The organism is Oscillatoria sp. FACHB-1406, from assembly GCF_014698145.1.
In the GTDB taxonomy this organism is placed as follows: Bacteria; Cyanobacteriota; Cyanobacteriia; order Cyanobacteriales; family Spirulinaceae; genus FACHB-1406.
Map to the genome: position 1 here is coordinate 33,519 of NZ_JACJSM010000008.1, position 12,354 is coordinate 45,872.

General features: G+C 48.0%; 10 protein-coding genes. 5 read left to right on the forward strand and 5 right to left on the reverse strand.

What is annotated here, in order from left to right:
* Positions 1-10: 10 nt before the first annotated feature.
* Together H6G50_RS10510 and H6G50_RS10515 are read right to left on the reverse strand one after the other, a co-directional pair.
* Positions 11-394, reverse strand: coding sequence for a four helix bundle protein (locus H6G50_RS10510; protein WP_190716161.1), 384 nt, complete (start codon positions 392-394; stop codon positions 11-13).
* A 51-nt stretch (positions 395-445) separates the two neighbouring features.
* Entirely contained in the window at positions 446-1,135 is a 690-nt protein-coding gene (locus tag H6G50_RS10515; protein ID WP_190715922.1) for a hypothetical protein, read from the reverse strand.
* 142 nt (positions 1,136-1,277) lie between these two features.
* Between H6G50_RS10515 and H6G50_RS10520 the strand changes: the two genes are divergently transcribed.
* The 3 genes from H6G50_RS10520 (at position 1,278) to H6G50_RS10530 (ending at position 6,238) form a co-directional block, all read left to right on the forward strand.
* The gene (locus tag H6G50_RS10520) at positions 1,278-2,186 is read left to right on the forward strand and encodes an OmpA family protein (protein ID WP_190715924.1); all 909 of its coding nucleotides are present in this window, start codon (positions 1,278-1,280) and stop codon (positions 2,184-2,186) included.
* A 308-nt stretch (positions 2,187-2,494) separates the two neighbouring features.
* Positions 2,495-3,502 (forward strand): methionyl-tRNA formyltransferase, encoded by a 1,008-nt coding sequence (gene fmt, locus H6G50_RS10525; RefSeq protein WP_190715926.1) that lies wholly within the window; start codon positions 2,495-2,497, stop codon positions 3,500-3,502.
* Positions 3,503-4,075: 573 nt separating this feature from the next.
* Positions 4,076-6,238 (forward strand): SpoIIE family protein phosphatase, encoded by a 2,163-nt coding sequence (locus tag H6G50_RS10530; protein WP_190715928.1) that lies wholly within the window; start codon positions 4,076-4,078, stop codon positions 6,236-6,238.
* A gap of 357 nt (positions 6,239-6,595) precedes the next feature.
* On the opposite strand, the gene lgt is transcribed toward H6G50_RS10530, so the two are convergent.
* Together lgt and H6G50_RS10540 are read right to left on the reverse strand one after the other, a co-directional pair.
* Positions 6,596-7,468 (reverse strand): prolipoprotein diacylglyceryl transferase, encoded by an 873-nt coding sequence (lgt, locus tag H6G50_RS10535; RefSeq protein WP_190715930.1) that lies wholly within the window; start codon positions 7,466-7,468, stop codon positions 6,596-6,598.
* A gap of 77 nt (positions 7,469-7,545) precedes the next feature.
* Positions 7,546-8,280 carry a PadR family transcriptional regulator gene (locus H6G50_RS10540; RefSeq protein WP_242032783.1) on the reverse strand — a complete coding sequence of 245 codons (735 nt, stop codon included), beginning with the start codon at positions 8,278-8,280 and terminating at the stop codon, positions 7,546-7,548.
* Between the two features lie 116 nt (positions 8,281-8,396).
* Between H6G50_RS10540 and H6G50_RS10545 the strand changes: the two genes are divergently transcribed.
* Positions 8,397-8,831 (forward strand): hypothetical protein, encoded by a 435-nt coding sequence (locus H6G50_RS10545; RefSeq protein WP_190715932.1) that lies wholly within the window; start codon positions 8,397-8,399, stop codon positions 8,829-8,831.
* 69 nt (positions 8,832-8,900) lie between these two features.
* On the forward strand, positions 8,901-10,937 hold the full coding sequence (locus H6G50_RS10550; RefSeq protein WP_190715933.1) for an FAD-dependent oxidoreductase: 2,037 nt from the start codon (positions 8,901-8,903) through the stop codon (positions 10,935-10,937).
* 89 nt (positions 10,938-11,026) lie between these two features.
* Here the strand turns inward: H6G50_RS10550 and H6G50_RS10555 are convergent, their stop codons facing one another.
* Positions 11,027-12,352 (reverse strand): hypothetical protein, encoded by a 1,326-nt coding sequence (locus H6G50_RS10555; protein WP_199302794.1) that lies wholly within the window; start codon positions 12,350-12,352, stop codon positions 11,027-11,029.
* Between the last annotated feature and the right edge of the window lie 2 nt (positions 12,353-12,354).

The following is a 12,354-nucleotide window of genomic DNA, read 5'->3' on the forward strand; positions in this document are numbered from 1 at the left end:
AATTCGTAGTTTAGTGTTGGTTCTTTGTTTTCTTGTCGGCAATTTTCTTTTTGATTTTCTGAGTTGAGACTACCAAAATTTTACCGATTTCATTCGCTTCTTGAAGAAGTAAAGAAAACTTTTTAGAGCTAACAACCTCAGCCTCAATTAAAATTTCAAGCCAATATTGCGTTTCTCTTGCTTCTTTCAAAGCAATTTCAAGTTTATGTAAAAAATCTCGATCCGATTGTGCAGACTGCGCTTCCCTAACATTAGCTCCAATAGAAGTTCCAGAACGTAGAAGTTGCTTTGCTAACGTTCGACTAGCTCCAGACTGTTCGTCTATAAAGCTACAGGCTTTAACAATACGAACTGCAAATTGTTTCGTTCTATCTGAAATCGATCTATCGTACATCACTACAAATCAAGAACTACGAATTACGAATTACGAATTACGAATTACAAATTACAAATTATCCTCGCCTTGCGCCCCCGTCCAAGCGTAGTTCACCACTTGCCCGCGTACAATCGGGCGATCGTCTTCAGCGGGAAGGGTTTGACTGTCGCTTCCTACCGACCACAGGGGCCAATCCTCTTCACCTAAACTCCCTGCTTGGAATAAAACGCGACTGGGATCGTTTTGACTCCAACCCAAAAGGATGGCATTGGTATATTCAAAACCCTCCGGTGCAACCGTCGCTGTTGTACCGCTGCGCCGATCCCAAATTACAGCATAATCCGATGCTTCGGACGTATTGAACAATCCTTCAAACTGGCGCGCCAATAAGCGATCGCCACTTTCCGACCAAGAAATCGGGATCGCGATCGAAATCGTTCCCGGCAGTTCCGCATCCTCGCTACCACCAAAGGGATTGCTTGCTAAAGGAGAACTCGGCGCGATCGTCTGTAAATCGCCGGTTTGCAGATTTTCCAAAAATAAAACGCTCGTGACGCGATTGGTAAAAAATTCCACTTCGGCTTGCATTTGCAGGCGACTATAAGCGGCATACTGACCGTCAGGAGAAATCAGCGAAGAACTGCGGTACAGTCGCACGGATAGATCCTGACCCATCGACAATTCAGCAGCATTGGCGAGAACCCAATTCCAAGGAATCGGATGGGGACTGTTGAGCGGATCGAGGGGGAATTCAGTCATGTTAGAGAACGATTATTGTTGAGTGTTGAAGAATGAATGGAGGATTGGCAATTCCTCGATTCATGTTAGCCGGAAGACTGTTATGGTACGATTTGTTCGGTGATAATACGAGAACAGCGTGCGCGATTCGCAAGTCCCCTCCATGATAGAATCTACCGACTCCAAGCGTTCGGTCAGGAAGCGGGTAGCTTCTAAGCCCTACAATACTCCTCCGGTCAATACGAACAATCCCGCCCCGAAAGTTTCGCCCGCTAATGCTGTCGGTCGCTGGCTGGGAGGCGTTCTATTCCGCTTGTTGTTGCTAGGAGTGGGCGGCACGTTGGCGGGAATTGCAGGATTGCTATTGGCGATTTCTTATCCCCATCCGAATGGTAACGAACCGTTGGTTGTTAGAGTCTGGAATGGATTACAAGTGAAAACCAAACAGCTTGACAAAAATCTCGATCGCAGCCCGGGTTCTTTGGACTCCTTGCCCCCAGTATCGCTGACGCGGGAAGAAAAGCAACAGTTAAAAAGTCAATTAGGCGGTTTGCAACAAGATTTTAATGCGTTGCGCGATCGCACTCAAAAAATCGAAGCTCGCCTTAGTCTACCCTCGTCTAACTTTGAACTGCCCCAACGTTTGGAAACGATCGATCGCACTTTACAACGCGCGACAACGTTGGTAGGAAGTACGGCAATTGCAGTCGAAAATGCCTCTGCCGCCACTAACCAAATTAAAGTTGTACTTCCGGCGGATGTCCTATTTACGCCTCAAAATACGCTTTCTAAAGAAGCCCCTTTGATTTTGGATACGGTATTAATCGACTTGCGCCGCTATACCGGTTCGACCTTGCGGATTGGCGTTCACAGCGATTCAGGGGGCAATTCTAAAGAGGATCAAGAGCGATCGTTCCGTCAAGCCGGAATTCTCAAAGATTACCTAAAAGAGCGTTTGGGTGACAATTACCGTTGGGTTACGGTGGGTTACGGACAGTCTCGTCCCTTAGTCGCGAACGATAGCGAAACGAACCGCCAGCGCAATCGCCGCGTCGAAATTGCGATCGATTGAGCAACATTACTGATTCGTAATTCGTAGTTCGTAATTCGTAATTCGTAATTCGTAATTCGTAATTCGTAGTTCGTAATTCGTAATTCGTAATTCGTAATTCGTAATTCGTAGTTCGTAATTCGTAGTTCGTAATTCGTAGTTCGTAATTCGTAATTCGTAATTCGTAGTTCGTAATTCGTAATTCGTAATTCGTAATTCGTAATTCGTAGTTCGTAATTCGTAATTCGTAGTTCGTAATTCGTAATTTCCCCATTCATAATTTGTAATTCCCCATTCATAACTCATCATTCATAATTCATAATTAACTAATGAAAGTTGTATTTTTCGGTACGCCGCAATTCGCCGTTCCTTGTTTGGAACGGTTGCTAGAAACCCCAGAAATTGAAGTAGTAGCAGTGGTGACGCAACCTGATAAACCGAGGGGGCGCGGCAAACAGTTGATTCCGTCTCCGGTTAAGGAAGTTGCAATCGCACACAATCTCCCTGTTTGGCAACCCAAACGCATCAAAAAAAGCGCGAAAACTATCGAAAAATTGCGACAGGCAGCAGCCGATTATTTTGTCGTCGTTGCTTACGGACAAATTCTCTCTCAAGAAATTCTCGATTTGCCGCGCGGGGGCTGCATCAATAACCACGGCTCGATTTTACCGGAATATCGCGGGGCAGCACCGATTCAATGGAGCATTTATAACGGCGAGACGGAAACGGGAATCACGACAATGCTTATGGATGCGGGAATGGATACGGGTGCAATGTTGCTGAAAGCGACGACAGCGATCGCACTCTTAGAAAATTCGCAGCAACTCGCCGAACGTCTGGCTTCTATCGGGGCGGATTTGTTAATTGAAACGCTGTTTAAGTTCGATCGCGGCGAAGTCGAACCGATTCCCCAAGATAACGCCCGCGCTACCTACGCACCTTTGATTCAAAAGTCTGATTTTAACCTCGATTGGACTCGCAGCGCGATCGCGCTGCATAACCAAGTCCGCGCTTTCTCTCCCAATTGCGTCGCCCGTTGGCGCGAACAACCCCTTAAAATTCTGGCAACCGTTCCCATCGGCGAAAATTATCTCTCTTTATTACCCTCGGAGTACGAATCCTTGCAACAGCGCGCCAAGGAACTCTCGCCCGCTTCCGCGCAACCGGGAGAAGTGGTGGGCTTAATCAAGAAGTTCGGCGCGATCGTGCAAACGGGAGACGGGCTATTGTTGCTGAAAGAAGTGCAGCTTGCCGGAAAGCGCCCTCAACACGGATGGGATTTCGTTAATGGAATGCGCCTCAAGATCGGGGAAGTTTGCGAGGGGTTAAATGTTTGAGAACTTAACACATATTCACAAGCGACTGTCTGGGGAAAAAGCCGCGATTTTTTCCGGATGTCCTGACTTGCGAAGGTAGAAAGTAATGGTAGATGCACCCTGGTTCGGCTCTAGAGTTTTCCTCTAGGGCTTTTTATTTTTTCTGGAGAACTGCGATGCACCTCGAGGAAAACAAGCAATTTTTCCGGATATGGCAATTTGAGAAAGTACACAGTAATGGTAGATGCACCCTGGTTCGGCTCTAGAGTTTCCCTCTAGGGCTTTTTATTGTTTAGACTAAAGTTAACGCGCGATCGCGCTCTCTTAAACACTTCAATCCTACCTCTAAAATCGGGTTTTTAGGTTCTTTCCTTTAGAAGATGCGCTTGCCCAGACGGGTTCGCTAAAGTTTTACAGCATTCGTAAAATAGACTATAAGTTTTAAGATGAAATTTCAGTTTGCATGAAAATACTTAAAGCGAATAGACCCGATCGTTTTGCACGAGTCAATTAAATCTGTACTTTATCGAGCGAGAATTTTTCCGATAGCAAATATAAGCTTTATAATACCATGATTTTAGGATTGACGCGCTTATGTCCAGACTGAGATATGCGCTCTCACAGGGTTCTCGTCAAGTTAGTCTGCAAGTCGCTTTGGTCGTTCCCTTCGTCCTTTCCACCGTTGCAGCAGTCGGATTAGTCAGCTATTTTTCGTTTCAAAATTCGCGGCAGGCTCTAGATGATTTAGCAGAACAGTTAAATGAAAAAGTAACAGAGCAAATTGACTTGCGGCTCGAAAATTACTTAGCTCAGCCTCCTCTCTATATTGAAAGAAGCGCTTCGTTAGTTCGCGAAGGGACTCTGAAATTAAACGATTTCAATCAACTCGAACAGCAATTTACATCGGACATTCAACTCTCTAGAGGAATAGAATCAATAATTTTTGGTGACGAAGAGGGAAATTCTGTTGCTGTTCGCTACGACCCCGACGGTCAAATCGTCGCCAGAGTGAGAGAGCGCAACTCTGCCCCGCTCTCTCGACTCTATAAACTCGACCGTCAGGGGCGGCGAATGCAGGAGTTAGAGCCAGAACCATTCGATCCGCGAACGCGACCTTGGTATAAAACTGCGGTTAGTGCCATGCAAGCAAGTTGGAGTCCCATTTATAAATCAGCGAGGTATAATAAGCTTCAAATCACGGCGACACTGCCGATTTATAGCCCAACGGGTCAACTGCTTGGCGTTCTTGGCAGCAATATTTTTCTGTCAGACATCGACGAATTTTTGCAGAAGTTAGCGATCGCAAAATCGGGAAAAGCATTTGTCATCGAGCGTTCGGGCGATATTGTCGCCACCTCCAGCCGCGAACTGCAACAACTTCAGCGCGATGTACCGGATGACTCGACGCGCCTCAACATTAAAACAATCCAAGAGCCAATTCTCCAAGGTGTCGCCCAACGATTAACAACCAATCGGCGGTCATTAGCGGATATCGCCAAAACCACTAGCCTAAAACTCTCGATCGCCGGTCAGCCCTATCAAATTCGGATTACGCCGGTGGATAACGTTAAGAACTTGAATTGGCTGATTATCGTTGCGATTCCCGAATCAGATTTTATGGGAGAAATGTATGCCAATACTCGCAACACGATTCTGTTAACGTTAGGGGCCTTAGCAATAACGATCTCGCTCGGAATCATCGCAGCGCGGCGGATTGCGCTCCCCTTAGAACAGATGACGCAAGCGGCGCGAGAGATGGCTCGGGGCAATCGCGATCGCCGCGTCCGCAGCAGCCATATCGTCGAACTCGAAACTTTAAGCAAGTCCTTTAATAGCATGGCAGAGCAACTCAAAGAATCCTTCGTTACCCTTGAAGATAAAGTTGAGGAACGAACCGGCGAACTCGCAAGGGCGATGAAAGAGATTGCTGCCCTCAACAAGCGTCTGAAGCGGGAAAATCGGCGTTTAAGCGGCGAATTAGCTCTGCTCAGAGAGATGCAACAGTTGATTTTGCCTAAACCCAATGAGCTAGCAGAGATCTCGGATTTAGATATTGCCGGATTTATGGAACCCGCTGATGAAGTCGGGGGCGACTATTACGATATTCTCTACAGCGACGGCGTAGTAACAATTGGCATGGGCGACGTTACGGGCCACGGCCTCGAAAGCAGTATTTTAATGGTAATGGCGCAAACGGCAGTCCGCACCCTTTCCGAATTGCACGAAGCTGACCCAGTTCGCTTTTTGGCAACGCTCAATCGCACGATTTATAAAAATGTGGAGCGGATGAATTCAGATAAAAACTTAAGCCTTGTTATTCTGAATTACGTCAACGGGCGAGTTAGCATCAGCGGTCAGCATGAAGAAGTTTTAGTCGTTCGTAAAGGGGGAACTATCGAGCGGATTGATACAATCGATCTTGGCTTTCCAATTGGTTTAGATGCAGATATTGAAGATTTTGTCAATCGCACCGTTGTCGAGTTAGAACCGGGGGATGGTCTGATTCTCTATACAGATGGCATTACCGAAGCGGAGAATTCCGAACGACAGCTTTACGGTATCGAACGCCTCTGCGAAATGGCGGCGCGTTATTGGCATCTCAACGCCCAACAAATCGAAGAAATTATCGTTCGCGACCTGCGGCAACACATCGGAGGGCAAAAGGTTTTTGACGACATCACGCTCCTCATTTGCAAGCTCAAATCCCCCCAGGAAATGCTCGATCGCTCGCTCCTCGATGTCGAGTTTCAGGCTTAAAAGTCATGCAACTTCGATGCTAGATTTTCCGGATATCCCAACTAAAGAGAGTAAACAGGAATGGTAGATGCACCCTGGTTCGGCTCTAGAGTTCCCCTCTAGGGCTGTTTTATTTTTGAGCATTCGGTTGCGGTAACAACGAGAAAAAAGTTCGGTTTTTGTTCCGGATAGGCCGATTAATACAGAGTAAACAGGAATGGTAGATGCACCCTGGTTCGGCTCTAGAGTTCCCCTCTAGGGCTGTTTTATTTTTGAGCATTCGGTTGTGGTAACGACGGGAAAAAAGTTCGGTTTTTGTTCCGGATAGGCCGATTAATACAGAGTAAACAGGAATGGTAGATGCACCCTGGTTCGGCTCTAGAGTTCTCCTCTAGGGCTTTTTGTTTGGGAAACAGCGGCAGTTTCAGGAGCGACAACATCGGGGAGGGGACGCTTGAGGCGGTATAACCACGCGAGTCCTGCCAGTCCCAGCGCGATCGCGACTAAACTAATAACTTGAGCCATCTTCAACGGCCCCAACATCAAACTATCGGTGCGCAACCCTTCAATCCAAAATCGCCCGCAACTGTACGCCACCAAATAAGTCAGCATTATCGTTCCTACCTTCAATCGTCCCGGATGGCGCAATCCCCAGAAAAAGAGATAGAGCAAGCCCGCGAAAACCGTTAAATTCCACAGAGATTCGTAGAGAAAGGTGGGATGAAAGTATTCAAATTGCTGGAAACTTGGGGGACGATTTGCGGGGGGAATATAGAGCTTCCAAGGTAAATTAGTCGGGTCGCCAAACGCTTCCGAGTTGAAAAAATTCCCCCACCGCCCGATCGCTTGCCCTAAAATAGCCGAAGGTGCAACTAAATCTGCCAGTTGCCAGAAAGAAACTTTATTCAAGCGCGCAAAAATAAGCGCGGCCAGCGTTGCGCCAATCATCGCGCCGTGAATGGCAATTCCGCCGTGCCAAATCGCGATGATTTCTTCGGGTCGTCCGACGTAGTTTTTCCATTCAAACAGCACGTAGTAGAGTCGGGCGCAGGGAATTGCCGCGACGACAAGCCAAAGGGCAAGATCTGCCACCAGTTCGGGGTTGATGCGGCGGCGTTTGGCGAGGTATTGAGATAAGGTCATGCCGATAATGATGGCAGACACAATAAGCAGGCTGTACCAGCGCAGCACCAAAGGGCCGAATTGAGAGATGATGGGGCCGGGTGATTGGAATTGAAAAGCAAGAACCATACTGTTCCCTCGGACTGCGATCGAGGATAAGCAAATATTCAAATCCTAGCAGGACTTGAATATTTGCGTCTGGGTTGCTAGTTCTCTCTTTCTGAAAGAATGGCGTAAATGTCCCGTTTTACCTGTTCCAAAAGCTCGCTAACCTGCTTCATACGCGCGGTATTGCCGCTGCGAGCGACGTGGGCGATAACTTCTGTTAACTCGGTTGCCGCCTTGCGCAATTCGCCAAACTCTGGCGGGACATCCAACGGATTCGAGCGGGCATTCGCCTCGCGGGCTGGAGAACGCTCGGCCAAAAGTTCTCTCCCCGCATCGGTAATCGTATAAATCCGTTTTCCGCCTTCTTTGGCGCTGGTTAAGTAGCCTCCTTCTTCGAGCATTTGTAGGGTTGGATAGACCGAACCGGGACTGAGACGGCGGAATTGACCGTAGCGGTTTTCCATTTCTTTGATGAGGTCGTAACCGTGACTTGGGCCATCGGCAAGCAGTTCTAACAATATAAATTTAATGTCGCCGCGCCGCGTCCGCTGTTTGTCGCCCCAGTCTTCGCGGCAATGTCTGCCGCGCGGTCTGCCGCCGAACGGTTTGTCCCAAGGCGAACGGTGCAGGAACCAATAACGGGCGATTTCCGTATCGTGACAAGGGCCTCCCGCCCAGGCAGGACTGGGAAAGTAAACTGAGAAGTGTTTGAGCATGACTCGATTTTTAATGTGACTGAATCGATTATAACAACACATCGCGATATATCGATATTTAACCGAACGTTGTTGGGCTAAATACCGATAGTCAAGACGGGGAGAGCCTTTCAGCATTTCCCTGACAGGTAGGGGTAATCTGGCATCCTTTTCAAATCGTTACAATGGTGCGGAACGAGTCAGAATTTTGAAGGTCGTAATCATTTGTTTTGAAAAAGGAAGCGCGACGAAACATGAAACGATTCGCAATCGCGGCACTTCTCGCAGCGTTCGGGATGACGACTCCCCTTCTCGTCCGCGCGCAGGAACCGCCCGCTAATACTTATCAACCGGGCTTCTGGCAACCCGTTGCGCGTTACGATGCAACGCGATCGGCACGCATTCGCCTCGTCAATCGGACAGATTCGGCCTTGCAGTACAATTTAACGTCAGAACTCGGCGGAACTCGACGTTTGTTCGCTGGAGAAAGCGTTATTCTGAGTAATGTCGAGCCTGACTCTTATGTCATCGTTTATAGCGAGGATAAGACCGAACAAGCCGGTTTTCCCGTTCGATACCGGATTGCAGTTAGCGATAATCTGGTGACGGTTGATATCGTTCGCAGTGCGACCGCGCTAGGAGAACAGACGGTACACTTGCACCCAAACGGTGGAATTTTTGTTTATTGAGTCGGGCTGATAAGGTGAATTAAGCCCAGATAGGCTCGACTTCAAGACTGCACTTTAAAACAGTAGATAATGGCCCACTTTCATCAATTCTTCAAAGTTTGGAGGCGATCGCTCGCCTCTGTTTCGATCGGCTGCGTTCTGATAGAATCAGCTATTGTCCCCGCTTTTGCCGCTGCGCCGCGATCGCCAGATGAAACCGTTAATTGCGACGCGCTCGTTGTCGGTGGCGGATTGGCAGGGGCAGCAACCGCTTACGAAGCATTGCTGGCGGGACGCACGGTTTGCATGACCGATATTACCGATTGGGTAGGCGGACAAATCTCCTCCCAAGGAACCTCCGCCCTCGATGAGACGACGCGCCAAAGAGCGCTGCTGTATTACTCGCGCGGTTACAACGAATTGCGCAGCCGTATCGAACGCAAGTATGGCAAACTCAATCCCGGCGATTGTTGGGTAAGCGTTGCGTGTTATATCCCTGCCGATGCAAACAAGATTTTAACCGAGCAGTTGGAAGATGCTGCCCATCGGGGTGGTGGAGAGCTTCGATGGTTTCCCTCGACCGTTATTAAGGAATTAGAATTGAGTGGGGATGGTAAGCTAATTAACGGCGCGATCGCGATTCAACACCAGCCCCAAGCCGGAACCCCGCCCCTCAATACCGAACCTCTCTCCCAAACGATTGAGGATGCCTATCGCTACGAAAACTCCTCGCGCCTCAAAAAAAGAATCCTTCGCTTCGTCCCCAAAAACAAAGCCGCAAAAGGGGCTGATTGGTACGTCGTCGAAGCCACTGAAACCGGCGAACTAATTGCGTTGGCTGACGTTCCCTACAAACTCGGACTCGACCCCCGCACCCACCGCGAACCCTCCTCCCCCACCAGCGGACAAGACCCCTACTGCGTCCAAGGATTTACTTACACCTTCGCGATGGAACGGACGCAAGACCCGCAACCCCAACCCAAACCCAATTTTTACGACCGTTACGCGCCCTACTATAGCTACGAACTGCCGCGCTTGGCGAACTTCAACCTCGTGTTCACCTACCGCCGCATCTGGAGTCCGCAAACCGGCGAACCGGAAAGCTTCGGTTCCTTTAAATGGACTGCACCCACTCCCGGCGACATCTCCATGCAAAACTGGACTTGGGGTAACGACTATCGCCCCGGCACTTCGCAGGATAACCTGATCTTCTCGCGCGAGCAACTCGGACAAACCGGACAACTTTCTCCTAGCGGTTGGATGGGGGGATTGCGCGCCGATACCCTGCGGCGGGGCGAAGAAAACGCACTGGGGTATTATTATTGGCTAGTTGCAGGCACGACCGATTCACAGTTGGGCGCAAATGTCAAGAAGCCCGAACCCAATCATCGCTTCCTCGCCGGTTTTGATACGCCGATGGGAACGGCGCACGGACTATCGAAATATCCCTATATGCGCGAGGGACGGCGGATTGTCGGGCGACCGTCTTTCGGGTACGAAGATGGGTTTATGGTGTCGGAAATCGATATTTCGCGGCGAGATTACAATGCGGAATATTACACGAAAACGCTTTCGCCCCGGATGTATCGCGACTTGCGCGTTGCTTTAGCGGGTTTGGAAGCAACGAGTGCAATTGTTAAGGATACGCCAGCAGGAGAAATTAAACGGCGATCGCGCTCTACCATTTATCCCGACGCGGTAGGAATCGCTCAATATCCCATCGATTTCCATCCCTGCATGACCCAATCGCCTCCCGAACTTCCCGGTAACAAAGAGCGAGAAGGCGTTCGCATCGGTCAAGGATCCTCTTTCCCCGCGCAAATCCCGCTCAGAGCGATGATACCCCAAAAAATCGATAACCTGCTCGTTGTCGGGAAAAGTATTGCCACCAGTCATACTGCTGCCGCTGCCTACCGCGTTCACTCCTTTGAATGGTCGTCCGGTGCTGCGGCAGGAACGACAATTGATTTTGCGTTGGATAAAGGGATTTTTCCCTATCAACTGACGGCAACAATGCCCCGTCCGACTCGCGAATTGCGGGATTTGCAGCAGCGCTTGCAGTGGGATGGAAACCCAATTGCGTTCCCGAATACTTCCATCTTTAATCTCGATTGGAGTCAGTGGTAATTGTAATTTTGAATCGCAATTGACTGGCTCGATTTGCTGGCGGGCATTGCCCGCCCTACATCATTATACAACCCAATAAGAAGCACTTTTTAAGATGCCTCGATTGAGGGATGTTGCGCGATCGGTACATTTAAGGCTTTGCTTAATTCATCGGCGAGCCAAGTCTGTTCGTCATCGCTCAAACCCGCAACTCTGAAAGGCACACCTGCGACCCAAACAACAATCTCTGCTGATTTTCGCGGTGTTTTTTTCTCATCGCCGAATCGCTCCCTAGCATCGGATAATTCTAGATGAGAAACTTGCTCTCTCGGAAAAGAAGAAGTGCTAATAGCGCCATAAAGGTTAGATTTAAACAAGATAGCGTCGCGATTGACTAATACTTCATAGAGCTTGGACTTATTGAACCATTTCTGAGCCAGATAGTAGATTGGAGAAAACAATAAAAAATAATATAAAAATCTTTCCGAAAATACTATACTACCTAATAATCCTCCTCCTATCAGAGCAGTTGACATTGCAAAAGTCCATTTTAAGAGGCTTGGATAAGGCAGTATTATTCTCAATTCACAATCGTACTTTTCCAATTTTATTTTACTCTTTATTGATTTTGTAGCAGATAACGAGGGATAAACAATTGCTTCCCGGTCTGGCAGTTGCAGAATTTGATGGGGCTGAGGAAACTGCTCTAAAGTATTTGTTTGCTCCGTCGTTCTATAAGTAGTCTGCGAAGTCAATGGCAAGTGGAGATATTCGCTCAAATTTTGAGCTAATTCGGACATTGCGCGCCTATTTTGAGAGTAAACAACGTAGGCTTTAGTTCCTATATTGATAACAAGTTTAGTCGTTTGCTGGTCGAGGTGACTATTTCTTTGAACCCATTCGGGTAGCTCGAACTTGACAAAATCGAGACGTTCTATATCTCTTTTATGATGAGTCTTTCTCCAGAGTTTGAAGTTCATCAAATAAAACGAGACAGATATTTTTTCTTTATCAATCTCAATTTCATAGAAAGAGGTTTTATAGAGTTTAATAGCTACATAGATAAAAAACGGTAGAACAAGAACAAACCCAGGGTAAGCTGTCCCGGCAATTGATAAGCTTATTATTCGCCACACTGCGAGCGGAAGCAGGGCATACAATAAGCCTGTAGCTGGCATGGATGGATAAAAAGAGAAATCTGGAATTCTAACGTACAGTTTGTCATGCTGTCTTTTGAAGAAAAATCGACTTTTTAATTTTTTTGCTGCTGGCTCAGCTAAATCTTCAGAGAAAGGATGTTGTAAAAATTCGAGAGCTTCTTTTGCATGAGCGAATCGCTGAGAAGGGACAGGCTGCAACATTCGCTGAATCCAAGCAGAAAACGGGCGTGATAGCGAACTCAACTGCTCGAATTCAAGTTTTAAATCGTCTGTCATTA